Origin of the sequence: Roseovarius sp. (assembly GCF_030373445.1) — a bacterium.
In the GTDB taxonomy this organism is placed as follows: domain Bacteria; phylum Pseudomonadota; class Alphaproteobacteria; order Rhodobacterales; family Rhodobacteraceae; genus Roseovarius.
In genome coordinates this window covers 91820-114728 of record NZ_JAUCYU010000004.1, presented here as the reverse complement: position 1 = coordinate 114728, position 22909 = coordinate 91820, and the positions used below count along the sequence as shown (strand labels likewise).

The following is a 22909-nucleotide window of genomic DNA, read 5'->3' as shown; positions in this document are numbered from 1 at the left end:
CACACACCGGAAAATCGCCGTTGACAGCGCCCCGGCCCCCGGCTAAACGGCGTCCTCACGACACCGGCCCAGGTGGCGGAATTGGTAGACGCGCTAGCTTCAGGTGCTAGTGTCCGTATGGACGTGGAGGTTCGAGTCCTCTCCTGGGCACCATTCCCCGAACATGCAACTTCCCGCCTTGGCCCGGCCCGTGCACCGGCAAACGAATTGACATGGCGCGCCAAGTGTGGGCTTTGCCGTGGGCAGAAGAAACAGGGCCTGAATTCAAGTGTCGGACCAGCAAATCAGCACGCCCAGCCGACTTGTCGCCGTCGTGGTCACCCATGACAGGCTCGACAAGCTCAAGCCGACGATCGCCCGCCTGCTCGACTCCGCGCCCGAACACCTCGCCGCCATCGTCGTCCTCGACAATGCCTCGACCGACGAGACCGCGAACTGGCTTGCCAGCCTCGACAATCCCCGGCTCGACATTGTCACCAGCCGGGTCAATCTGGGAGGCGCCGGCGGGTTCGAGACCGGCATGCGACACGCGGTCGCGCAACACGACCCGGACTGGCTCGTGGTGATGGATGACGACGCGCGCCCATTGCCTGGCGCGCTGGAAGCCTTCCACGCCCTGCCGCCGCATCAGTGGGACGCGATCGCCGCTGCCGTCTATTTCCCCGACGGCCGGATCTGCGAGATGAACCGCCCCTCGCGCAACCCGTTCTGGCACTGGCGGCTGTTCCTGCGTACCTTCCGCAAGGGGCGGAACGGCTTCCACATCCCCCATGCCGAGTACGACGGAGACGGCTGCGAGATCGACGTGACCTCCTTCGTCGGCTTCTTCATCTCCCGCAAGGCGCTGGCCATGGCCGGCTACCCCGACGGCCGACTGTTCCTTTACGGCGACGACGGCCTCTACACCCTGGGCCTCAGCCGCAAGGGCGGGCGCATCGCCTTCCTGCCCCAGGTCGCCTTTGAACACGATTTCACCACCTTCGGCGGCTCCGGCGTCGCCAGCGGGCAACGGTTCCGGCCGCTCTGGAAGGTCTATTACCACCACCGAAACCTGCTTCTGCTCTACCGGATGGCCGCCGGCTGGCTGTTCTGGCCTGCCCTTCTGATCGTGCTGCCGAAATGGTTCTCCAAGGTCCGCCACCACCCCGGCTCCCGCCGCGCTTTCCTGCAACTGATGAGCCGGGCAGTTCTTGACGGCCTGCTCAACCGGCTCGACATCAGCCACGACGCGGTCCGCCGGATGGCCGGCCCCGACACCGGCAGGACCGGGCGGTCTAGCGGTTGAGGATATCGCGACTGTACCGCCGCGTCAGCAAGAGCCCGAAGAACAGCAGCGAAATGCTCACGTAGAACACGAAAACCGTGTCGATATAGGTCGGCGAATAGGTCGTGTAGAACCCGGTCCGTACCAGGCCGGTGACATGCATCAGCGGGTTATACCAGAGGATATCCTGCGCAAGCTTCGGCAGGTCTTCGTAAATGTAGATAATCCCGGACGCGAGGAACAAGGGTCGTGTGATGATGCCCCAGACCATGTCCCAGACCGGGAACAGCCCGATCAGCGTGCAGTTCAGCGTGCCGACCCCGAGGCCGAGCAGCATCGCGAGCGCGAACGCCTCGACGATTGGCCCCAGCTCGAGAACCGTGCGATTTTCCGTGATGCTGAGAATGATGATGAACAGGATGATGCTCGTCATGATCCCGGTCAGGCTGTTCAGCACAAAACGCGCGACGAGAGCGTCGAACCAGTTCACCGCCGGGAACCTCAGCAATGCCTTTGAATAGCTGATCGCCATCGACGTGCTCTTCGAGATCAGCTGGTAAAGGTTGAAGACCACGTAACCGGTCGCGTAAAAAAGGATAAAGCTCGTGCCGAGCGACGGTGTCCGCAACAGCAGCGAAAAACCAATTGCCAGGAACAGGATCGCGGCCAGGGGCTCGACCACACCCCAGATGTAGCCACCCGGCGTGCGCCCGTATCTGGTCGACATTTCCCGCAGCATGAGCGCGAGAATGTTGCGGATGACCGAGAAGCGCACGCGGCTATGCCTGACTTCCCTGTTCTCCGGCGGACCCGCCGAGCCTGTAAATGCCATGTGACCACGGTTGCTCTGGTGATTTCGACGGATAGTATGCTAGACACGGGGCACGATTACAAACGGCTTGAGGCCTGGATCAGACAATAATGACAAATCGCAGCTCAGCGGCGCATGACGCGGCCGCAAAAGAGGGCCAGCCGGGCAATTCCGACGACCCGAACACCGCAAGGGAGTCTCGGTCCGGCACAGGCGGTGCGGATGGTCACGAGGCCGTGCCGTTCGCAACGCGTCGCGGCTCCGATCCGGAACCGGCAGACGATCCCGCGCCGGTCCGCCGTCCGGTGACCGCCGACGCGCCCGACCCCGCGCCGGGCCAGCCGAAAGGCCCGGGCGGCAAGGCTGCGCAAAAATCCGCTCCTCCCGCCGGCAAGAAGGCGCAATCCGGCCAGGCCGCCGGGCCGCAAGGTCAGAAACCCGGTCGGAACGCCGGCAAGCCCGCTGACACCCCGCCGCCGAAGGTGCGCCCGGTAGCCGGCCCGGCAAAGCTTAAGAAACGGCACTGGGGCCTGATCACGTCCTTCCTGTTCCTGACTGTCATCCCCTTCGTGGCCACCGTGGCCTATCTCTTTACCGTTGCCGAGGACCAGTATCACTCGATCGCCGGCTTCACCGTCCGCAGCCAGGAGCAGGGCGGCGCCAACGAACTGCTCGGCGGCCTCGCCGACTTCGCCGGCGCGTCCACCGCCTCCGACAGCGATATCCTGTACGAGTTCATCCAGAGCCAGGAGATGGTCGAATCGGTCAACCAGGCCGTCGATCTGCGGACGCATTACTCGCAGTACTGGCCCAACGACTGGGTCTTCTCGATCTGGAGCGACGCCTCGCAGGAAGACCTGATCTGGTACTGGAACCGCATGGTCGGTGTCTCCTACGACGCGTCGACCGGCCTGATCGAGGTTCAGGTCAAGGCCTTCGATGCCCAGATGGCAAAGCGGATCTCGAGCGAGATCGTGGCAATCAGCCAGGCGCGCATCAACGAGTTGAACCTGCAGGCGCGCGAAGACGCGATGAGGTACGCGCAGGATGACCTCGACGAGGCCATCGAGCGCCTCAAGAACGCGCGCGAAGCCATCACCGAATTCCGCACGAGGTCACAGATCGTCGACCCCGAGACCGATATCCAGACCCGCATGGGGGTGATGACGAGCCTGCAACAGCAGCTGGCCTCAGTGCTCGTCGAGTATGATTTGCTGCGCGGCACCTCGAGCGAGAACGACCCGCGGATCAGGGAAGCCCAGCAGCGTATCGAAGTGATCCGCGACCGGATCGCGATCGAACGGCGCAACTTCGCGTCCTCCAGCACGGAAACCGGCGGCGTCAGCCAGGATTACCCCTCTCTGATCGCCGAGTTCGAAAGGCTGACCGTAGACCGCCAGTATGCCGAGCAGGCCTATACCGCCGCGCTGACCGCGCTCGAAACCGCCCGGGACGAGGCCAACCGCCAGAGCCGCTACCTCGCCACCTATATCAAGCCCACGCTGGCACAGGCGTCCGAATACCCCCAGAGGCTGATATTGACGGGGCTGGCTGCGCTCTTCCTGCTGCTCTTCTGGTCGATCCTCGCGCTGGTCTACTACTCCATCCGGGACCGGTCCTGAGGCCCGCCATGATCCGCTTCGAGAACCTGAGCAAGAGCTTCTGGATCAAGGGGAAGCAGAAGGTCGTCATCGACAACCTGAACCTGACGCTGCCCAGCGGCCGCTCCCTCGGGCTGCTGGGGCGCAACGGGGCCGGCAAATCGACCCTGCTGCAGATCATCGCCGGCACGATGAACGCCGACAGCGGGCGCATCGTCACCGACGGGTCGATCTCCTGGCCGGTCGGCCAGGCCAACTCCATCCACCGCGAGCTCAGCGGCGCCGAGAACGTCAAGTTCCTCGCCCGCATCTACGGCGTCGACACCGAAGAGCTGATTGATTTCGTCGAGGAGTTCTCCGAGCTCGGGGATTTCTTCTACATGCCGGTTCGAAGCTACTCCTCCGGCATGCGCGCACGCCTCGCCTTCGGCGCGTCGATGGGCATACATTTCGACACCTACCTGGTCGACGAGGTGACCGCCGTCGGCGACGCCCGCTTCAAGTCCAAGAGCCAAGAGGTGTTCCAGGCCCGGATGTCGCATTCCAGCGCCATCGTCGTGAACCACTCGATGCCCAGCCTCCGAAAGTATTGCGATTCCGGCCTGGTGCTCGAGAACGGCAGCGTGACCTATTTCGAGGATCTCGACGAAGCGATCGAGTATCACACCGAACAGTTGAAATGACCCGGCCGTCCGGCTGATCGGGTTGCAGTAGCCGGCCTTTCACGTTTAACAGCCAGAACACGAATCCGCGCGAGGCGCACAGGCATGGCGACAGGAAAACTCCTCATGGTGGGGGCCGGGCTGTCCGGGGCGGTCATCGGCCGCGCCCTGGCCGATGCCGGGTTCGACATCACCGTGGTCGATGCCCGCACCCATATCGGCGGCAACTGCCATACCGAGCGTGACCCGCAGACCGGTGTCCTAGTCCATACCTACGGGCCGCATATCTTCCACACGGACGATGCCGAAGTCTGGGATTACGTGAACGGGTTCACCCCGTTCCGGCCCTACATCAACCGGGTCAAGGCCACCGCCCGCGGACAGGTCTTTTCCCTGCCCGTCAACCTGCACACCATCAACCAGTTCTTTGGCACCACCCTGCGCCCGGAAGAAGCGCGCGCCTTCATTGCCGACGCGCAGGCCGACACCACCATCGACACCCCGCAAAACTTCGAGGAGCAGGCCCTCAAGTTCATCGGACGGGACCTCTACGAGACCTTTTTCAAGGGTTACACGATGAAGCAGTGGGGCTGTCACCCCACCGAGCTGCCCGCCTCGATCCTCAAACGCCTGCCGTTGCGCTTCGACTACAACGACAATTACTACAGCCACCGCTTCCAGGGCCTTCCCGAGCAGGGCTATACCGAGCTGGTCGCCCGGATCCTCGATCACCCGTCCATCACCGTTCACCTGTCGACCCGGTTCGACCGGTCGCAGGCGGCCGACTTCGATCACGTCTTCTATTCCGGCCCGCTCGACGGGTATTTCGACTACCGGCTCGGGCAGTTGGGCTATCGCACGCTCGATTTCGAACGCTTCACCCATGAGGGCGATTACCAGGGCTGCGCGGTCATGAATTTCGGCGACGCCGACATTCCCTACACCCGCATCACCGAACACAAGCATTTCGCCCCGTGGGAGAGCCACGCCGCCTCCGTGTGCTACCGCGAATACTCCCGCGCCTGCGGGCCGGAGGACATTCCGTATTACCCCATCCGGCAGGTAAGGGAGAAGGCGCTGCTGGCCGAGTATGCGGCGCTTGCCGAAACGGCCGGCAATACCACCTTCGTCGGGCGGCTCGGCACCTATCGCTACCTCGATATGGACGTGACGATCCGCGAGTCGCTCGAGACCGCCCGCGGTTTCCGGGACGCCTTGGAAAACGGACGCCCCGTCCCCACCTTCTTCAGATCGCCGCTCTGACCCCGCACCGGTCGCCCGCACGGGCACGGCTTTGATGATTGACATGAATTGCCGCGCCGGTGAAAAGTCCGCGCGCAGCAAGGGAAAGAGGCGACATGGCGAACCATCTCTACCGCAACGACCTGCCCGACGGGCTCGACCTCGGCCCCGTGGTGGCCATCGATTGCGAGACGATGGGACTCAACCCGCAACGCGACCGCCTCTGCGTGGTGCAACTTTCGGGCGGCGACGGGAATGCCCATATCGTCCAGATCGCGCAGGGCCAGGCCAGCGCCCCCAATCTCGAAGCCCTGCTCGTGAGCCCCGACGTGCTCAAGCTCTTCCATTTCGGCCGGTTCGACATTGCCGCCATGTACAACGCCTTCGGCGCGCTGGCGGCGCCGGTCTACTGCACCAAGATCGCCAGCAAGCTGATCCGCACCTATACCGACCGCCACGGTCTCAAGTACCTGTTGCAGGAATTGCTCGGCGTCGACATCTCGAAACAGCAGCAATCCTCCGATTGGGGCGCGCCCGAGCTGTCCGAGGCGCAGCTCGACTATGCCGCCTCCGACGTGCTCTACCTCCACCAGCTTCGCGAGAAGCTCGACGAACGCCTCGCCCGCGAAGGCCGCACCGACCTCGCCGGCGCCTGTTTCGGCTTCCTGCCGACCCGCGCCAGGCTCGATCTCGAAGGCTGGCCCGAGATCGACATTTTCGCCCACTGACGATGGCGCGGCGGGACAATCTTCATTCCCGTGTCGTGGCATGGATGAAGATCATCCTGCCGATGGCCGCGCTTGGCATCCTCTCGACCCTTTTCCTGATCTCCAACAATTTCGACCCGAACGAGGGGCTGCCGATGGTCGATATCGACCTCCAGCAGCGCGCCCAGGACCAGGGCGCCACCAATGCCACCTTCGCCGGCGTCACCAGCTCGGGCGACGAGGTGATCGTCCAGACCGTCCGCTCACGCCCCTCGCCCGAGGATTCCCGGCTCTTCCTCGCCGAGGACGTCACGGCCGACTTCCTGCTCAGCTCCGGCGCCAAGGTGAACATCACCTCCGACCGCGGCGAGATGAACCAGTATACCCAGACCGCCTCGCTCGCCGGCAACGTGCATATCGAAACCACCACCGGCTACGTGATGGAGACCGAGCTGCTCAAGGCGCGCTTCGATGATCTCTACGCCGAAAGTCCCGGCCCGGTCGAAGGCACCGCCCCCGCGGGCGACCTTTCGGCGGGCCGGATGGTACTTGAGAACAACGCCGAAACCGGCAACGCACATTTGCTTTTCACCGACGGGGTCAAGCTGATATACCAACCGCAAATTTCCGAGGAATGATCCCCGTGTCCTATTGGTTCAAAGCATTTGCCGCCGCCGTTTTCCTGGCCGTACCCGGCCTCGCCGCGGCACAGGGGGCCCAGGTTGCCTTCGGAAACATGCAGGAGAACAGCAACCTCCCCGTCGAGGTGACCTCCGACAATCTCGATGTCGACCAGGAGGACGGCACCGCCGTCTTCACCGGTAACGTCAAGATCGGACAGGGCGACATGCGCCTGTCGGCCCCGCGCGTCCTGGTCGTCTACAAGGAAGACCAGAGCGGCATCAAAACCCTTCAGGCCACCGGCGGTGTCACGCTGGTCAGTGGGCAGGATGCCGCCGAAGCCGCCCGCGCCGACTACAATATCGAGACCGGAATGATCGAGATGCAGGGCAACGTGCTGTTGTTGCAGGGCGCGAACGCCCTATCTTCGGAGACCATGGTTGTCGATACCCGCGCAGGTACCGCCCGCATGTCGGGCAGGGTCAAAACCGTCCTCAATCAGGGGGGCGAGGAATGACCGTGTCCGAACGCCACCTGCACCTGGCGCATCACAACACCGGGCTCAGCGTGAAGGCCATCCGCAAGAGCTACAAGAAGCGCGTTGTCATCCGCGACGTCTCGCTCGAGATGGAACAGGGCGAGGTCGTGGCGCTGCTCGGCCCCAACGGCTCGGGCAAGACGACGACGTTCTACGCCATCGCCGGGCTGGTCTACCCCGAGGGCGGGCAGGTCATGATCGACGGGCGCAACGTGACGACCCTGCCGATGTACCGCCGTGCCAAGCTCGGCATCGGTTACCTGCCGCAGGAAATGTCGATCTTCCGCGGAATGTCGGTCGAGGACAACATCATGTCCATCCTCGACATCTCGGAACGCGACCGCCACAAGCGCCGCGAAAAGCTCGAGGGGCTGCTCTCGGAGTTCTCCATCGAGCACCTCCGCCGCGTCCACGCGCTGGCGCTGTCCGGCGGGGAACGCCGCCGGGTCGAGATTGCCCGCTGCCTCGCCGCCGACCCGAAATACCTGCTGCTCGACGAACCGTTTGCCGGGGTCGACCCGATCTCGGTGGGCGATATCCGCCGCCTCGTCGCCGACCTCAAGACCCGCGGCATCGGCGTTCTGATCACTGACCACAACGTCCGCGAAACGCTCGAGATCGTCGACCGCGCCTATATCCTGCATGACGGCCAGGTCCTCATGTCCGGCAGCCCGAAAGACGTGGTCGCCAACGAGAATGTCCGCCGAGTCTATCTCGGCGACAATTTCCGGATATCCTGAACAACGCCCGGCACTTGGCCGCGTTTCGCGTCATCCGCCCGTCATACTCCATTGACAAGCGCCCCGGAAACCGCGTCAATTGTCACATGAACTTCTGGCTTACCGTCTGTCGTCGCATAGGCCCCGCATCAACGGGACGGCGCAGGAACAAGCCCGAAGCATGCTGCCACGTGTTGTTTGGATCAGGCTTTTCCGGGGGCGTCACTCTGCCGCCGGCCGATCCGTCGCGTCACTAAAGAGGAGGCACGATGCGCTATCAGATCAGTGGAAAACATATCGACGTCGGCGATGCCCTGAAGTCCCATGTGGAGCAGGAGTTGCAAGGCGTCATCGAGAAGTATGCCGAACGGCCCACCGATGCGCAGATCATATTTTCCAAGAGTTCGAGCGAATTCGCCTGCGAGGCGACCGTTCACCTCTCGACCGGTCTGACGGCGCAGGCCAAGGCGCAAGCCCATGAAATCTATGCCGCTTTCGACCAGTGCAGCGAGAAGATGGAGAAACAGCTGCGGCGCTACAAACGCCGCCTGAAAGATCATCATCGTGCACGCGCAGTGCCTGTTGAACTCGCAGGCGCATCGTCCTATATCCTCGCGTCTGAAAAAGAAGGCGAGGATTCGGAACCCGAAAGCCTGCAGCCGATCATCGTGGCCGAGATGGAAACCAAGATACCGTCTCTTTCGGTCGGCGAAGCGGTCATGCAGATGGAGCTTGCAGGTGTTCCCGTACTCGTCTTCAGGAATGAAGGGAAGAACGGGCTCAATGTCGTATACCGCCGGGACGATGGAAACATTGGCTGGATCGACCCCTAGAACGAGTAGCTGGGTATAGGGTAGCGGGCCGTTTCCGCGGAGCAAAAGATGGACGTTTCAATGATCCTCAAACCCGAGGCCGTGCGTGTATTGTCTGGTGTATCGAGCAAGAAAAGGCTCTTTCACGAACTCGGCATGATCGTGGAATCCGCCTATGATGTCAGCCACACCAACGCGATCGACGCCTTGCAGGAGCGCGAAAGCCTTGGGCCGACGGGCGTCGGCCACGGTGTTGCCCTGCCCCACGCCCGGCTCGACTGCGTCGAGGAAGTGATCGGCGCCATGGTCGTGCTGGAAAAGCCGATCAATTTCGACGCGGTCGACCGCCAGCCGGTCGACCTCGTCTTTTCCCTCTTCGCCCCCAGCGATGCAGGGGTCGAACACCTCAAGGCGCTTGCGCTCGTATCGCGCACCCTGCGCGACCCCGCGCTCTGCGCCAAGCTGCGGGCCAACTCCGACCCGGCCACGCTCTACACGATCCTGACGGAATCCCAGTCGGTTCAGGCCGCCTGACCGGGGCTCACCCCCACGGCCCGAACCCGAACAGGATGTAGTCGCGCTGATAGACCTGCGCGGCAAGCGCCTCTATCTCCGCGTCGTAGATATCTGCCAGCGCATGCGGGTTGTCCGCCTCTGCCGGCCCCGGCGCCGGGGCGTCGGGGTATCCCACTTCCCCCGCCAGCCGCGCCAGCGCCGGCCGCATTTCCTCTTCCCGAAGGATGACGTCCGGCAGCACGAACTGCGCCATGCCCTGCAACGCCGCCGACTGGCTCGCCCAGTGCGCGTCGACCCGGATGCTGGTCTGACCGTTCAAATTGGCCTTCAGGAACTCGAGAAACGCGACAAAGGCCGCGCGATGGGCCGCCACGTCGTAATCTTCCCCCGGCTGATCCCCGGGAATCGGCAGCTTGTGGAAGTTCCGCAGCGTCTTGCGGATATCGGCGAACGTCCCCGGCCCCCGCGGCAGGATACGGGAACAGAACGCCGCATGCGCCCGCGCCACGGGGTGCCGCAGCACGGTAAAGCTCCGGTGCCCCGGCTTGCTCCGCTTCCACTTGCGCAGGCCCTTCTGATTCATCTGAGTGGGCAGCGTCTCGACCGGCACGCCGTCCAGACCCGCCAGCCACTCCAGCACCTCGGCCTCCGGCCCGCCACGCATCGGCATGAACAGAAGCGGCGCCCGCGCACCGGTCACGAAGCCCGGCACCGCCGGCCCGCGGCGCGGCTCGAAGTTCGGCGTCCGGCTCAGGTTGAACCTGTCCAACCCCGAGATCGACCGCTCCATCGCATCGAAGTTCGACACCTTCTCGGACAGCGGGCTGGGGTTCTGCTTCTTCAGCGACTCGTCCAGCTTCTCCAGCCGCTCCTCCGACCCGAGGAACATCGCCAGCCCGTTCATCACCTCGACATCCTGCAGGTCTTCGTAATCGACGTAGAAGGCCGTCTGCCCGCTCACCTGCAACCGGTTCATCAGGTAGACCTGGAACTCCTGAAGCTCGGCGACATGCGCTTCGAACTCCTTCGCGTCGAACGCCACTTGGCTATCCTTGCGACGCTTGACGTTGGTCAGCTTCCACTGCCCCGTCGCCTGCGCGATCTTGAACGAGACATAGCTCTCGGCCGGGTTGCGGGTCAGGATGATCTTGGCACAGCGCGGATCGTCGAGACATATATCCAGCACCCGCGGGTCATGGTCGTGGAAGAACCGGAACCCGCCCATCCCCTCGGTCTTGTCCCGGATCGTCGCGATCAGCGCGGCCGGGTTGGCCTCCCGGTCGGCCTGGGTCACGCCAAGGATATGCGTGGCGTTCGGGTAGCCGATGAAATGCGGGTTGAACGCCTCGCCGTGACAGGTGAACCCCTCGAACGCATTCAGGTTGGTCTCGAGGAAATTCGACCCCGTCCGCATCTCCGCGAACACCACGAAATAATCGAACCTGTCCCCCATCTCGCGTTACCGCACCAGGTAGGGTTTGCGTTTCGATTGCTGCGGCTCGTGCCGGCCATGCGCCACCGGGAAATCCCCCATCAGGTAGGGGTGCATCCCCTGGTTCTTGAGGTTCTGAAGGAACTGGCCAAACCCGGTCAGGTCGGCCATCTTCGGCACCTCCGCCAACCCGCGCTGATACTGCTTGCCGATCTCGTCGATGACCGTCTGCAAGGGCTCCATCGGCGCCTCGATGAACTCCGCCAGCGTCCAGATACGGATTCGCGCCTTGGCCCATTCAGACCGCAGCGCCTTCAGATGCTCGCTCTCGATCTGCTGCAACAGCGCGGCCTCCTTCCGGATGTCCGAGAAATTCTTGTTCGACTTGAACAGCGGAATGGCCCACGCCCCGGTGATCACCGAGATCTGCGCGTTCGGGTCCTTGGCGATATCCCACTCGATCTCCTCGATCATGTCGCGCGGCCCGAACTGGAAGCACTGCCGCTCGCCCCGCGTGTTCCAGATCAGGTTGGTCAGGAAGGCCCGCTTGTTGTAATCGCGCAGCTTCGCGCTGTCGCTCAGCGCGCCGTTCATCACGTGCTGCCCGTCGGAATACTCCACCCGCTCCTTGGCGAAGAGGTGGCCATGCACCCGCGCGCCGGTGGCCTTGGCCAGCCACGGCTCGAAATTCTCGAACAGGTCGCTGAACCCCTCGAAGACCGAGTACTGCGCACAGGTCAGCCCGCCCTCGCGCCCCGGCGCGGGGAACCGGCTCTGCATGTAAAGCCCCGGCCGCCCCCGCGTCCGCCGCTCGACGGCTTTCGAGAAGATCCGGTCGATCTTGCCGGGGTTCGGCTCGGTCCGTTTCATCGCGCTGTCCTGGTCGGTCAGGAAGGCATCGTACAGCCGGTTGGCAAACGGCCAGATCTTCCGCGCGACAAAGCAATCCGACCGCCGCAGAAGCTGCAGGTGGTCGTCGTAGAAGATGTGCGGCTTGCCCTGGTAGTCGAACTTCGACAGCGTCAGCGACCGGCTCTCGATCTTGCGGGAATAGAGCCGCGCCAGCGTCTGGAAATAGCTCTCATCGGGAATCCACACGCGCCGGAAATACCGGTCATATGCCTTGCGCTCGGGGTCTTCCAGGATGGCCGACAGCGTCTGCCGCGTCAGGCACCACCACTGGCTACCCATATGCGGCACCACGCCGTTGGGAATGTGCCGCTTGTAGCCCACCGCCCGCTGGAACTGCACGTACTTGTCGAACAGGTAGCGCTGCTGGCGCCACGAGAACGGAAACCGCAGCGTGAACCGCTCCTGGTCCAGCCCGCCGATCGTCCACGGAACATCCGCCGTCGTCGCCGACTCGATGAAATCGGTGGTCTGCCGGTCGGCGAGATAGTCGATCAGCTCCTGAACCGGACGCAGCGGAAGACAGGCGCCCGATGCAAGGTAGACGTGCCGCACATCGGCAAACTCCGCCAGCATCGTCTCGCCCGCCTCCTGCGTCGCCGCGACAAGGCCCCAGGTGCCCCATTCGCACCGGTGCCGCTTGACGAAACGCACGTCCGGCAGGTCCGACATTGCATTGACGAAAGTGTTGTAGGTCTTGGAAGGCACGTTCCTGTCGACGTGGAAGACGATCGGGCAACCGGCCGCGGCCCAGTGCCGGGCCACCTGCTCGGCCCGGTCGAACGCCGTATGTACCAGCATGATGATGCCAACGCTCATGCCCGTGCCGCCCCTTCCCTCACGCCCAGTTACCCTTTGACATCAGTCCGAGTATCTCTAGTTGCCGCCAGTTTATATATTTTTCCGACCAATTGCACCAAAGCTCTGGATTCCTCTGAATACTTGCGGCGTATGCCTTGTACTCCACGCTGCCGGAATAGTGCTGCCGCCGCTTCAGCTCCTCCTCCGCCTTCTGCGGCAGGGTGTCGAGGAACTTGGTATGAAGCAGCACCCCGCTCGCCTTCTCGCCGCCCCACTGGTCATAGGTCAGGTTCAGACCCCGCGGCAAAAGCGTGTGGGTCGAACTCACATAGGCATAGCGCCGGTCCCACTTCACCAGCGGTATCTTGTTCAGCGCCGGCGCCTTCTTGGGCCGGTCGGGGAAGAACACCCGCGCCCTCGGCCCGCCCTGGATCCACAGGTTCCAGTAGGACCGGTTCCGCTCGATCATGTAATTCCCCGGGTCGAACCACGCGGCAATCTCCACCGGGTCCTGCCCGGGCCGGTAATTCACCGCATCGATCCGGCCTTTCGGGTACATATCCAGAAGCATCGCCCCGAATGACCGCACCCCGGAACTGTCCAGCCAGTCGGTCAGCGCCCGCACCGGCCGGGTGTCGCAGAACGGGTAGACGAACAGCTCGTCCGGGTCGACCACCAGCGTCCAGTGCCCGTCGCCATACTTCCGCTGCAGCCAGTTGAGCCAGTCGACGCCAAAGCGCGACCGCTTGTAGCTGGCCTTGGTGGTCCACAGCGACACGTCCGGCTGCCCGGTCAGGAACTCCCGCCCGCCATCGTCGCTGTCATTGTCGACCATCAGGAAATGCGACACGCCCAGCTTGCGGTAATACTGAAGGAAATAGGGCAGGCGCACGTTCTCGTTCCGGAAGGTCGAGAACAGCAGGATATCACCGGGCTTTATCTGCTTGGTGCGGTCGCGCACCGGCTTCACGGCGAAATGCTTGCGCCACGCCCTGATCTGGGCCCGCTTCCGGCGCAGCCGCATGATATATGACTGCCAAAGGCTCACTGCTTCCTGCCCTGCTTCCGCGCCACCATGACGCCGGACATTACGCCCCGATCGTTAACGTAAGCCTGCCTGCTGCCAAACGCCTGAAACCTGGCTGATCCCCCCGGCCCCGGCAAGGCGGCCCCCAACTCGTAGGGGGCACAATACGCAAGCATCTGAAAATGGCAACAAATCAGGCGGGCAGCGGGGAACATGATCAAATCCAGTTGCCCCGCGACATCAGCCCCATCGCCTCGAGCTGCCGCCAGCTCGTCAGCTTCGTCGACGCCTCGCACCAAAGGTCGGGGTTTTCCACCAGCGCATCATAGTAGGACTCGTATAGCGCGCTGTTGGCGAAATGCTCGCCCCGTTCCTTTTCCTCGGCCGATTTATCCACGATCGTGTGCAGGAATTTCGTATGCAGTAGCAGGCCCGAGGTCTCCTCCCCGCCGGCCTCGTCATACACCCGGTTCAAATCGCGCGGCAGCAGCGCGTGGGTCGAGTTGATATACACGTAGCGCCGGTTCCACTTCACCAGCGGCACCTTCCCCATCGTCGGCGCGCGACGCGGCTCATCGGCAAAGAAACACCGCGCCCGAACCCCGCCCTGGATCCACAGGTTCTGATGCACCGGCTGCTTCTGGATCATGTAATTTCCCGCATCGAACCAGCACAGCGCCTCGAACGGGTCTTCGCCGGCGCGATACTCCTGCGCCCTGACCGGCCCCTTGGGGTACATGTCCAGCATCATTGTCCCGAACGAGCTTCGCCCGGTGCGTTCAAGCCAATCAACCAGCGCGGGAAGCGGGCGCGTGTCATGATGCGGGTAGATCAGGATTTCGTCGGCATCCAGCGTCAGGCACCAGTGCCCATGCGCATGCCGGATCATCAGCCAGGTCAGCCAGTCCAGCCCGAAACGCGACAGCCGGTAACTCTCGGGCGTCGACCACAGCGAAACGTCGGGCTGCTGGGCAAGGTATTCCCGCGTCCCGTCATCGCTCGCGTTGTCGACGAACAGGAAGTGCGCCACCCCCAGCTTGCGGTGATGTTCCAGGAAAAACGGCAGGCGCACCGCCTCGTTCCGCACCGTCGATGCCGCAAGGATCGCGCCGGGCGCGATTTGCGCCGTCCGGTCGATCACCGGCGAAAGCTGCCGCCGCTTCCGCAGCGCACGGAACAACAGCCGCCGCCGCTTCCAGCGCAGCCTGTATTTCGTCGACGCCTCCGCCAGCCAGCCCATCTGCCCGATGTCCGTTTCCTGCAGCCTCGGCGCCAGAATCGGCGTTATTTGTCGTAATGTCCAGTTTGGTGCCAGCGCCACGCGTCGGCGATCATCTCGGCCATGGTCGAACGCTTGGGCTCCCATCCCAGCTCGGCCTTGGCCCGGGTCGAGCCGGACACCAGCTTGGTGCAATCTCCGGGTCGCCTGGACCCCTCGATCACCGGCACCTCGCGGCCCGTGGTGGCACGCGCATGGTCGATCACCTCGCGCACGGTAAATCCGCTGCCGGTGCCCAGGTTGAACACCCGGCTCCCGCGCTTTTCCTCAAGCCATTTCAGGCCAAGCACATGCGCTTCCACCAGGTCCATCACGTGCACGTAATCGCGGATGCAGGTGCCGTCGGGCGTGTCGTAATCCGTGCCGAAGATCGTCAACGCATCCCGCTTGCCGTCCACCGCATCCAGCACCAGCGGGATAAGATGCGTCTCCGGCTGGTGGAACTCGCCCACCTCCGCCTCGGGGTCGGCGCCGGCCACGTTGAAATAGCGGAAGATCACGCTCCGCATCCCGTGCGCCGCCTCGAAATCCGTCAGCATGTCCTCGATCGCCCTCTTCGAGGCGCCATAGGCATTGATCGGCCGCTGCACGCAATCTTCGTCGAGCACCACGTTGTCCTGGTCGCCATAGGTGGCACAGGTCGACGAGAACACGAAATCGAGACACCCGGCCTCCACGGCCGTCCGCAACAGCGTGACCGAGCCAGACACGTTGTTGTCCCAGTAGATACCGGGGTCGCGCATGCTTTCACCCACCTGGCTCAGCGAGGCGAAATGCATCACCGCGCTGGGCTGGTAGGCCGCGAAAACCTGCGCCAGCCGGTCGGCATCGCGCAGGTCGCCCTGCTCGAACGGCCCGAACTTCACCGCTTCTTCCCAGCCGGTGCACAGGTTGTCGTATGTCACCGGCGTATAGCCTGCCGCCTTCAGGCACTTGCAGGCATGCGAGCCGATATACCCGGCGCCGCCGGTGACGAGGATGTTGCTCAATTCAGGTCTCCGGCTTTACTGGGCGGCCTTCTCGGCGTGGACCACCTCGTTCAGGAAGGCCCAGAGATCGGCGCGGAGGTCGTCACGCGCAAGCGCGAAGGCCACCGTCGCCTGCAGGTAGCCGGCCTTCGAGCCACAGTCGTAGCGCTGCCCCTCGAAGCGGAAGCCATAGACTTCCTCGCCGTCGTCGCGGGCGTCGTCAATGGCATCGGTCAGCTGGATCTCGCCGCCGGTCCCGGCCCGCTTCTTGTTGAGCTGCTGCAGCACTTTCGGCGTCAGGATATACCGCCCGATCACCGCAAGGTTCGACGGCGCCTCGCCCGGCGCCGGCTTCTCCACCAGCCCCTTGGTCGAGACGATCCGGCCCATGTCCTCCTTCACGTCGAGAACGCCATAGGCCTGCGCCTTGTCCTCTGGCACTTCCATCGCCGCGACGATGTTGCCCTGCGTCTCCTCGAACGCCTCGACCATCTGCGCGAGGCAGGGCTTTTCGGCGGCGATGATGTCGTCGGGCAGCACCACGGCAAAGGGCTCGTTCCCGATCAGCCGCCGCGCGCACCACACCGCGTGGCCCAGCCCCATCGGCTTGGCCTGCCGGAGATAGGCGACTTCGCCGCTGTCCATATCGGTGCTTTTCAGGATATCCAGAAGCTCCGTCTTGCCGGCCTTGCGAAGCTGCTGTTCAAGCTGGGGCGCGTTGTCGAAGTAGTCCTCGAGCGCGCTCTTCCCGCGCGACGTCACGAAGATGAATTCCTTGATCCCCGCCGCACGCGCCTCGTCGATCGCGTATTGCACCAGCGGACGGTCGACCAGCGTCATGATCTCTTTCGGCACCGACTTCGTCGCCGGTAGAAACCGCGTTCCAAGACCCGCGACCGGAAAGATCGCTTTCGACACTTTTTTGCGCATGAGCAGCTCCTCGCTCTGATTTCGGGCTTTCTCTATACCAATTTGTGAACACACGCACGGGCCCGAAGGAAATTCATTCTTTATTAACAGCCTTTGAGCAATATTTCTCTCAGCCTGCCAGCCGACAACCGATAATAATCCTCTTTATGCCTTTAAATAAGGCTCAGGCAAGACCCATGGCTTGCATCATCGCCTCAATTCTCTCCACGTCCTCGGGGTTGTTCAGCTCCCAGAACTGCCGCCCGCGCGCCTCGACCTCCACGCACAGCACCGTGTGACCGTTCTCCATGAATCGAAGCTGTTCCAACCCCTCCAGGTCTTCCAGCGGCCCGGCCTCCATCGTCGGATAGGCGCGCAACGCGCCGGGGCGATAGGCGTAGACCCCGACATGGTGATAAACCGGCGTCGCCTCCTCGTCGGCATAGGTCCTGCCGGTATAGGGTACGACTTCCTTCGAAAAATAGAGCGCGTGCCGGTCCCTTGTGAACACTGCGGTCGTCCCGCCCACGCGCCCCTGCGCCCGGTCCTCGAGGAAGCTGCGATGCGCGCGGCCGTCACAGACCAGGACCGGCGTTGCCACGTCCGCCTCCGAGTCGCCCCGGATGCCCGCGATCAGGTCTTCCACGAACCACGGCGGCGTCAGCGGCGCGTCCCCCTGCAGGTTCACGACGATATCGTAACCCCCGCCCAGCGCGTCCAGCGCCTCGGCACAGCGTTCCGTCCCGTTCCGGCAGCCCTCCGAGGTCATCACAACCTCGGCGCCGAATCCCTCGGCCGCCTCGCGGATGCGATCGTCATCGGTCGCAACCACCACCCGGTCGACCCCTTCGACGGCCTTCGCCGCCAGCCAGCTCCGCTCGACCAGCGAGCGTTTCTCGCCGGTGGCGCCGGTCAGCTCGACCAAAGGCTTGCCCGGATACCGGGTCGAGGCATAGCGCGCCGGGATGACGATCAGCACACCCATCAGGCGGGCTTCAGCTCCACGCCGGGCGCATAGGCGATGAAGAACGGGTTGGCATAGCCTTCCTTGCCATAGGTCAGCGGGCTGTGGTCATCGAATCGCACCACCTTGCCGCCCGCCCCCTGAAGCACGGCATGGCCGGCGGCGGTGTCCCATTCCATTGTCCGGCCCACGCGCGGGTAGAGATCGGCCTCGCCCGTCGCCACGAGACAGAACTTGAGCGACGAACCCGCGCTCTTGGAATCCTTCACCGCGTACTTGTTGATGTAATCGTCGGTCGCCTGGTCCCGGTGCGACTTGCTCGCCACCACCATCAGCGCGCCGTTGTCGGCATCCGCCACCCGGATCGGCGACAACTCACCGGGGGCGTCCTTGTCGAACGGTCCGGCTTCCTCGACCGCGCTGCCATCCGCCAGCGTGTAGAACATCCGCTCCTTCGCCGGGGCATACACCACGCCCCGGGTCGGCACGCCGTTCTCGACATAGGCGATGTTCACGGTGAAATCGCCCCGCCGGTGGACGAACTCCTTGGTCCCGTCCAGCGGATCGACGATCAGGAACGTCTCGGCCCTCTCGCTATGCGACGCCGCCTGCTCCTCGGTCACCAGAAGGACGTCCGGAAACGCCTTGCGCAGCCCCTCCGAGATCAGCGCATCCGCCGCCTCGTCGGCTTCGGTCACCGGGCTGTCATCCGATTTCACCTTCACGTCGAAGTCGTCCGAATTGTAAATGTCCATGATCCTGTCGCCGGCCTCCAGCGCAAGGCGGCGGGCGACGGGCACGAAGTCGGAATAATCCAATGGGCTGCTCCAAATAGGGGTTGGGCCGGATCACGGCCATGTTGCTAGATCGGTCGGCGCCCCTTATGATACGATCATAACGGGTCGGCAAGAAATCCGTGGCATATTTCGAGCAGTTCACAGGCGGCAGGACAAATGTTTCAGCAGACAAGACCGCGATCGTTCATTCAGTCCGCGTTCGCCATCGGTGAACTGATCTATCACGCCACCGTCCGCAAGGTGCGCAGCACCCACAACAACGCCTTTTTCGCCATCGCCGTGAACATGCTACAGGCGGTCGTTCTCGTCGCCGCCTTCTACGTGATGTTCACCATCCTCGGCCTGCGCGGGGCGAAGCTGCGTGGCGATTTCCTGCTCTACGTGATGTCGGGCATCTTCCTCTACATCACCCATGTCAAATCCGTCGGCGCCGTCTCGGGGGCGGAAACCTCCGCTTCGCCGATGATGCAGCATGCGCCGATGAACACCATCATCTCCATCGCCGCCGGCGCGCTCAGCACGCTCTACATCCAGGCGCTGTCGCTGCTCACCATCCTCTTCGTCTACCACGTGGTCTTCAAACCCTACGAGGTCGATCAACCGGTGCTCGCCTTCTCGATGTTCCTCCTGGCGTGGTTCACCGGTTGCGCCGTGGGGCTGGTGCTGCTGGCCGTCAAGCCGTGGTTCCCCACATTCGTGTCCGTCTTCACGCAGGTCTACCAGCGCGCCAACATGATCGCCTCGGGCAAGATGTTCGTCGCCAACGCCCTGCCGCCCACGATGCTGATGCTGTTCGACTGGAACCCTCTCTTCCACTGCATCGACCAGGCGCGCGGCTTCGTCTTCATCAACTACTTCCCGCGCAACTCGAATATCGAGTACCCGATCATCGCAGCCCTGGTGCTGATCATGCTGGGGCTGATGGGCGAATTCTACACGCGTCAGCATGTCTCCAGCAGCTGGGGCGCACGCCGGTGAGGCGCGCGTTCCTCCTCTGCCTGTGCCTCTGGCTCGTCCCGGTGGCTGCCTCGGCCCAGACCCTGCCGGCGATCTACGACGTCTCCGGCGTTGCCGCCAACGATACGCTCAACGTCCGCTCGGGCCCGTCCACCGATCACGCCGTGATCGCCAAGCTGCCGCCCGATGCCGCCGGTCTCGAAGTGGTCGATTCCGACAAGACCGGCGAATGGGGCCTCATCAATACCGGCGAGGCGTCCGGCTGGGTCGCCCTGCGCTACATGGCCCGCCAGCCCGGCCAGCCCGCCACCGGCCTGGCCCGCAACCTCGCCTGTTCGGGGACAGAGCCGTTCTGGTCCTTCAGCCTCACCCCCGACCGCAAGGCTGAGATGACCCGCCTGGACACCAAAGTGCCCTTCGCCGATGTTCTCGTCGTGCCCTCGGCCAACCGGCCCGACCGGCACGCGCTCTTTGCCGACGGCGGCGATACCGTGGTCACCGCCATGGTCGGCCGCAACCAGTGCTCCGACGGCATGTCCGACCGCGCCTACGGCCTCGGGATCGACCTGCTTGTGACCGACAAGACCGAGGTGAAGGTCTATTCCGGCTGCTGCTCGGTCGCACCCTAATCCACCACCCGCATCGTCAGGTTGATCCGCCCGCCCCTGGGCAACAGCGTCGAAGTCCCGAACCGGATCTTGTCGAGCCCATGGTAAAGCAGCCGCGCCTCGCCCCCCAGCACCACCACGTCGCCCGACCGCAGCCAGACCGACTGCGTCTTGCCGCCCCGCGTGGCGTTGCCGATCCGGAACAGCCCCTCGTCGCCCAGCGACACCGACAGCACCGGCCAGCCGAAATCGGCCTCGTCCCGGTCCTGGTGCATCCCCATCCGGGCGGCCTCGTCATAATAGTTCACCAGGCAGCAATCCGGCATCCGCTCTTCGCTGACCAGCGCCCGCCAGATCGCCAGCACGCTCTCCGGGATCGCCGGCCAGTCCTGCCCGTCGGGATGCTGCCGCTCGTACCGGTATCCCTTGCGGTCCGAATACCACCCGTATGTCCCGGCCGAGGTCATCTTCACCCGCATCGGCTTGCCATAGGGCGTCATCGGCGAGAACAGCGGCGCCGCCTCCGCCACCCCGCGGATATCCTCGACCACCCGTGCCTGCCCCGCGCGGTCGAGGAATCCCTCGTAAACATCCACGCCCCTGATCGTCTGCGTCGGCTTCATCTCACCCTCCGGTCCGATTCCGCGTCCTTCCTACCTCAGTTGTTCCAATTTTGCAGGTTACGCCGCGCAGCGGCGCTTGCAGGGGCCAACCGGCCTGCCTATATACGCCCGGAAGCGCAGGACGGGCCTCGCCCGGTCTGCCCGAGTATCGGGGCCGGATGCCATAAAGGGTCCGGTCATCGTTGAAATCGCCTTAAGAAGAAGGGATCGAAAAACATGTCCAAAGTGATTGGTATTGACCTCGGCACCACCAACAGCTGCGTCGCCCTCATGGATGGCAGCCAGGCCCGCGTGATCGAGAACTCGGAAGGGGCACGGACGACCCCCTCCATCGTTGGCTTCACCGAAGACGAACGCCTCGTCGGCCAGCCGGCCAAGCGCCAGGCGGTCACCAACCCCGAAAACACCATCTTCGGCGTCAAGCGCCTCATCGGCCGCCGGGTCGACGACCCGGATCTCGCCAAGGACAAGAAGAACATGCCGTTCTCCGTCATCGACGGCGGCAATGGCGACGCATGGGTTTCCGTGCGGAACGAGAAGTATTCGCCCTCGCAAATCTCTGCCTTCATCCTCGGCAAGATGAAGGAAACCGCCGAAAGCTACCTCGGCGAAGAGGTGACGCAGGCCGTCATCACCGTTCCCGCCTATTTCAACGACGCCCAGCGTCAGGCCACGAAAGACGCCGGCAAGATCGCCGGCCTCGAAGTGCTGCGGATCATCAACGAACCGACCGCCGCCGCGCTGGCCTACGGGCTCGACAAGGAAGACACCCATACCATCGCGGTCTATGACCTCGGCGGCGGTACCTTCGACGTCACCATCCTCGAGATCGACGACGGCCTCTTCGAAGTCAAATCCACCAACGGCGACACGTTCCTCGGCGGTGAAGACTTCGACATGCGCATCGTCAACTACCTCGCGGACGAGTTCAAAAAGGAACACGGCGTCGACCTCACGCAGGACAAGATGGCCCTGCAGCGCCTGAAAGAGGCGGCCGAGAAAGCCAAGATCGAGCTGTCCTCCTCCTCGCAGACCGAGATCAACCAGCCGTTCATCTCGATGAGTTCGAGCGGCCAGCCCCTGCACATGGTCATCAAGCTGACCCGCGCCAAGCTCGAAAGCCTCGTCGGCGACCTGATCCAGGCCTCGCTCAAGCCGTGCAAGGCCGCGCTGAAAGATGCCGGCATGTCGGCCAGTGAAATCGACGAGATCGTTCTCGTCGGCGGCATGACCCGCATGCCCAAGGTCGTCGAGGAAGTGACCAAGTTCTTCGGGAAAGAGCCCCACAAGGGCGTCAACCCCGACGAGGTCGTCGCCATGGGCGCCGCCATCCAGGCCGGCGTGCTTCAGGGTGACGTGAAAGACGTGGTCCTGCTCGACGTGACCCCGCTGTCGCTGGGCATCGAAACGCTGGGCGGTGTCTTCACCCGCCTGATCGACCGCAACACCACGATCCCGACCAACAAGTCGCAGATCTTCTCGACCGCCGAAGACAATCAGTCGGCCGTGACGATCCGTGTCTTCCAGGGCGAGCGTGAGATGGCCGCGGACAACAAGCTGCTCGGCCAGTTCAACCTCGAGGATATCCCGCCGGCCCCCCGCGGCATGCCCCAGATCGAGGTGACCTTCGACATCGACGCCAACGGCATCGTCTCCGTCGGCGCCAAGGACAAGGGCACCAACAAGGAGCAGAAGATCACGATCCAGGCGTCGGGCGGCCTGTCCGAGGAAGACATCGACAAGATGGTCAAGGACGCCGAGGAGAACGCCGAAGCCGACAAGGCCCGCAAGGGTATGGTCGAGGCCCGCAACCAGGCCGAAAGCCTCATCCACTCGACCGAGAAGTCGATGGAAGAGCATGGCGACAAGGTCGACCCGACCACCATCGAGGCGATCGAACTGGCCATCGCGGCGCTCAAGGACGAGCTCGAGAAAGAGGATGCCACCGCCGAGAAGATCAAGGCCGGCATCCAGAACGTGACCGAGGCCGCGATGAAGCTGGGCGAAGCCATCTACAAGGCCAGCCAGGAAGAGTCGGATGACGAGCCCGCCGCGGCCGACCGCAGCGGTTCGGACGACGACGATATCGTCGATGCCGACTTCGAGGATCTCGACGACGACAAGCGCGCGTGAGCGGCGCGA

At 63.7% G+C, this 22909-nt stretch carries 23 protein-coding genes and 1 tRNA gene; 14 read left to right on the top strand and 10 right to left on the bottom strand.

The window, feature by feature from the left end:
• Positions 1-66: 66 nt before the first annotated feature.
• Together QUV18_RS08965 and QUV18_RS08960 are read left to right on the top strand one after the other, a co-directional pair.
• A tRNA-Leu gene (locus QUV18_RS08965) sits at positions 67-153 on the top strand.
• Between the two features lie 115 nt (positions 154-268).
• The gene (locus tag QUV18_RS08960; RefSeq protein ID WP_300893417.1) at positions 269-1285 is read left to right on the top strand and encodes a glycosyltransferase; all 1017 of its coding nucleotides are present in this window, start codon (positions 269-271) and stop codon (positions 1283-1285) included.
• On the opposite strand, the gene QUV18_RS08955 is transcribed toward QUV18_RS08960, so the two are convergent.
• Complete coding sequence (locus QUV18_RS08955) at positions 1275-2096, bottom strand: ABC transporter permease (RefSeq protein WP_300893415.1); 822 nt, start codon at positions 2094-2096, stop codon at positions 1275-1277. The genes QUV18_RS08960 and QUV18_RS08955 overlap by 11 nt on opposite strands.
• A gap of 89 nt (positions 2097-2185) precedes the next feature.
• On the opposite strand from QUV18_RS08955, the gene QUV18_RS08950 reads away from it, so the two are divergent.
• The 9 genes from QUV18_RS08950 to QUV18_RS08910 all read left to right on the top strand — a co-directional run bounded on the left by QUV18_RS08950 (position 2186) and on the right by QUV18_RS08910 (position 9511).
• Positions 2186-3697, top strand: coding sequence for a sugar transporter (locus tag QUV18_RS08950; RefSeq protein ID WP_300893413.1), 1512 nt, complete (start codon positions 2186-2188; stop codon positions 3695-3697).
• 8 nt (positions 3698-3705) lie between these two features.
• A complete protein-coding gene (locus tag QUV18_RS08945; protein ID WP_300893412.1) occupies positions 3706-4359 on the top strand; it encodes an ABC transporter ATP-binding protein in 654 nt (217 codons plus the stop codon).
• Positions 4360-4443: 84 nt separating this feature from the next.
• Positions 4444-5601: a UDP-galactopyranose mutase gene (gene glf / locus QUV18_RS08940; RefSeq protein ID WP_300893411.1), complete on the top strand. Its 1158-nt coding sequence runs from the start codon at positions 4444-4446 to the stop codon at positions 5599-5601.
• Positions 5602-5696: 95 nt separating this feature from the next.
• Positions 5697-6308 (top strand): ribonuclease D, encoded by a 612-nt coding sequence (locus tag QUV18_RS08935; protein WP_300893410.1) that lies wholly within the window; start codon positions 5697-5699, stop codon positions 6306-6308.
• A gap of 2 nt (positions 6309-6310) precedes the next feature.
• Positions 6311-6925, top strand: coding sequence for an LPS export ABC transporter periplasmic protein LptC (gene lptC / locus QUV18_RS08930; RefSeq protein WP_300893409.1), 615 nt, complete (start codon positions 6311-6313; stop codon positions 6923-6925).
• Between the two features lie 98 nt (positions 6926-7023).
• On the top strand, positions 7024-7425 hold the full coding sequence (lptA, locus tag QUV18_RS08925; RefSeq protein ID WP_300893792.1) for a lipopolysaccharide transport periplasmic protein LptA: 402 nt from the start codon (positions 7024-7026) through the stop codon (positions 7423-7425).
• Positions 7422-8186 (top strand): LPS export ABC transporter ATP-binding protein, encoded by a 765-nt coding sequence (gene lptB, locus QUV18_RS08920; RefSeq protein ID WP_300893408.1) that lies wholly within the window; start codon positions 7422-7424, stop codon positions 8184-8186. The genes lptA and lptB overlap by 4 nt, the downstream gene beginning before the upstream one ends.
• 248 nt (positions 8187-8434) lie before the next feature.
• Positions 8435-8998: a ribosome-associated translation inhibitor RaiA gene (gene raiA, locus QUV18_RS08915; RefSeq protein WP_300893407.1), complete on the top strand. Its 564-nt coding sequence runs from the start codon at positions 8435-8437 to the stop codon at positions 8996-8998.
• Positions 8999-9046: 48 nt separating this feature from the next.
• Complete coding sequence (locus tag QUV18_RS08910; protein WP_300893406.1) at positions 9047-9511, top strand: PTS sugar transporter subunit IIA; 465 nt, start codon at positions 9047-9049, stop codon at positions 9509-9511.
• 7 nt (positions 9512-9518) lie between these two features.
• On the opposite strand, the gene QUV18_RS08905 is transcribed toward QUV18_RS08910, so the two are convergent.
• From QUV18_RS08905 to cysQ, 8 genes are all read right to left on the bottom strand, one after another.
• Positions 9519-10946 (bottom strand): sulfotransferase family 2 domain-containing protein, encoded by a 1428-nt coding sequence (locus QUV18_RS08905; protein WP_300893405.1) that lies wholly within the window; start codon positions 10944-10946, stop codon positions 9519-9521.
• A gap of 6 nt (positions 10947-10952) precedes the next feature.
• Entirely contained in the window at positions 10953-12653 is a 1701-nt protein-coding gene (locus QUV18_RS08900) for a beta-1,6-N-acetylglucosaminyltransferase (protein WP_300893404.1), read from the bottom strand.
• 19 nt (positions 12654-12672) lie between these two features.
• Positions 12673-13659 (bottom strand): glycosyltransferase family 2 protein, encoded by a 987-nt coding sequence (locus QUV18_RS08895; protein WP_300893403.1) that lies wholly within the window; start codon positions 13657-13659, stop codon positions 12673-12675.
• Positions 13660-13879: 220 nt separating this feature from the next.
• Complete coding sequence (locus QUV18_RS08890; RefSeq protein WP_300893402.1) at positions 13880-14902, bottom strand: glycosyltransferase family 2 protein; 1023 nt, start codon at positions 14900-14902, stop codon at positions 13880-13882.
• 44 nt (positions 14903-14946) lie between these two features.
• On the bottom strand, positions 14947-15930 hold the full coding sequence (gene galE / locus QUV18_RS08885; protein ID WP_300893401.1) for a UDP-glucose 4-epimerase GalE: 984 nt from the start codon (positions 15928-15930) through the stop codon (positions 14947-14949).
• A 15-nt stretch (positions 15931-15945) separates the two neighbouring features.
• Positions 15946-16839, bottom strand: coding sequence for a UTP--glucose-1-phosphate uridylyltransferase GalU (gene galU, locus QUV18_RS08880; protein ID WP_300893400.1), 894 nt, complete (start codon positions 16837-16839; stop codon positions 15946-15948).
• A 163-nt stretch (positions 16840-17002) separates the two neighbouring features.
• Positions 17003-17803 (bottom strand): manno-octulosonate cytidylyltransferase, encoded by an 801-nt coding sequence (locus QUV18_RS08875; RefSeq protein WP_300893399.1) that lies wholly within the window; start codon positions 17801-17803, stop codon positions 17003-17005.
• On the bottom strand, positions 17803-18600 hold the full coding sequence (gene cysQ / locus QUV18_RS08870; protein ID WP_300893398.1) for a 3'(2'),5'-bisphosphate nucleotidase CysQ: 798 nt from the start codon (positions 18598-18600) through the stop codon (positions 17803-17805). Before cysQ ends, QUV18_RS08875 begins: the two co-directional genes overlap by 1 nt.
• Before the next feature lie 135 nt (positions 18601-18735).
• On the opposite strand from cysQ, the gene QUV18_RS08865 reads away from it, so the two are divergent.
• Together QUV18_RS08865 and QUV18_RS08860 are read left to right on the top strand one after the other, a co-directional pair.
• On the top strand, positions 18736-19557 hold the full coding sequence (locus tag QUV18_RS08865; protein ID WP_300893397.1) for an ABC transporter permease: 822 nt from the start codon (positions 18736-18738) through the stop codon (positions 19555-19557).
• Positions 19554-20165 carry an SH3 domain-containing protein gene (locus QUV18_RS08860; RefSeq protein WP_300893396.1) on the top strand — a complete coding sequence of 204 codons (612 nt, stop codon included), beginning with the start codon at positions 19554-19556 and terminating at the stop codon, positions 20163-20165. The genes QUV18_RS08865 and QUV18_RS08860 overlap by 4 nt, the downstream gene beginning before the upstream one ends.
• Here QUV18_RS08860 and QUV18_RS08855 read toward each other — a convergent pair.
• Positions 20162-20767 carry an alpha-ketoglutarate-dependent dioxygenase AlkB gene (locus QUV18_RS08855; RefSeq protein ID WP_300893395.1) on the bottom strand — a complete coding sequence of 202 codons (606 nt, stop codon included), beginning with the start codon at positions 20765-20767 and terminating at the stop codon, positions 20162-20164. The two genes, QUV18_RS08860 and QUV18_RS08855, sit on opposite strands and share 4 nt — an antisense overlap.
• Before the next feature lie 216 nt (positions 20768-20983).
• On the opposite strand from QUV18_RS08855, the gene dnaK reads away from it, so the two are divergent.
• The gene (gene dnaK, locus QUV18_RS08850) at positions 20984-22900 is read left to right on the top strand and encodes a molecular chaperone DnaK (protein ID WP_300893394.1); all 1917 of its coding nucleotides are present in this window, start codon (positions 20984-20986) and stop codon (positions 22898-22900) included.
• Positions 22901-22909: the final 9 nt, after the last annotated feature.

Excerpts from the sequence above, each read along its gene's own strand:
- glf (WP_300893411.1), top strand. The coding sequence starts at position 4,444 with ATGGCGACAGGAAAACTCCTCATGGTGGGGGCCGGGCTGTCCGGGGCG.
- QUV18_RS08910 (WP_300893406.1), top strand. The coding sequence starts at position 9,047 with ATGGACGTTTCAATGATCCTCAAACCCGAGGCCGTGCGTGTATTGTCT.
- QUV18_RS08945 (WP_300893412.1), top strand. The coding sequence starts at position 3,706 with ATGATCCGCTTCGAGAACCTGAGCAAGAGCTTCTGGATCAAGGGGAAG.
- QUV18_RS08865 (WP_300893397.1), top strand. The coding sequence starts at position 18,736 with ATGTTTCAGCAGACAAGACCGCGATCGTTCATTCAGTCCGCGTTCGCC.
- QUV18_RS08895 (WP_300893403.1), bottom strand. The coding sequence starts at position 13,659 with ATGCGGCTGCGCCGGAAGCGGGCCCAGATCAGGGCGTGGCGCAAGCAT.
- lptA (WP_300893792.1), top strand. The coding sequence starts at position 7,024 with ATGCAGGAGAACAGCAACCTCCCCGTCGAGGTGACCTCCGACAATCTC.
- QUV18_RS08890 (WP_300893402.1), bottom strand. The coding sequence starts at position 14,902 with ATGGGCTGGCTGGCGGAGGCGTCGACGAAATACAGGCTGCGCTGGAAG.
- QUV18_RS08900 (WP_300893404.1), bottom strand. The coding sequence starts at position 12,653 with ATGAGCGTTGGCATCATCATGCTGGTACATACGGCGTTCGACCGGGCC.
- QUV18_RS08855 (WP_300893395.1), bottom strand. The coding sequence starts at position 20,767 with ATGAAGCCGACGCAGACGATCAGGGGCGTGGATGTTTACGAGGGATTC.
- lptC (WP_300893409.1), top strand. The coding sequence starts at position 6,311 with ATGGCGCGGCGGGACAATCTTCATTCCCGTGTCGTGGCATGGATGAAG.
- dnaK (WP_300893394.1), top strand. The coding sequence starts at position 20,984 with ATGTCCAAAGTGATTGGTATTGACCTCGGCACCACCAACAGCTGCGTC.
- QUV18_RS08935 (WP_300893410.1), top strand. The coding sequence starts at position 5,697 with ATGGCGAACCATCTCTACCGCAACGACCTGCCCGACGGGCTCGACCTC.
- QUV18_RS08955 (WP_300893415.1), bottom strand. The coding sequence starts at position 2,096 with ATGGCATTTACAGGCTCGGCGGGTCCGCCGGAGAACAGGGAAGTCAGG.
- raiA (WP_300893407.1), top strand. The coding sequence starts at position 8,435 with ATGCGCTATCAGATCAGTGGAAAACATATCGACGTCGGCGATGCCCTG.
- QUV18_RS08905 (WP_300893405.1), bottom strand. The coding sequence starts at position 10,946 with ATGGGGGACAGGTTCGATTATTTCGTGGTGTTCGCGGAGATGCGGACG.
- lptB (WP_300893408.1), top strand. The coding sequence starts at position 7,422 with ATGACCGTGTCCGAACGCCACCTGCACCTGGCGCATCACAACACCGGG.
- galU (WP_300893400.1), bottom strand. The coding sequence starts at position 16,839 with ATGCGCAAAAAAGTGTCGAAAGCGATCTTTCCGGTCGCGGGTCTTGGA.
- QUV18_RS08950 (WP_300893413.1), top strand. The coding sequence starts at position 2,186 with ATGACAAATCGCAGCTCAGCGGCGCATGACGCGGCCGCAAAAGAGGGC.
- QUV18_RS08875 (WP_300893399.1), bottom strand. The coding sequence starts at position 17,803 with ATGGGTGTGCTGATCGTCATCCCGGCGCGCTATGCCTCGACCCGGTAT.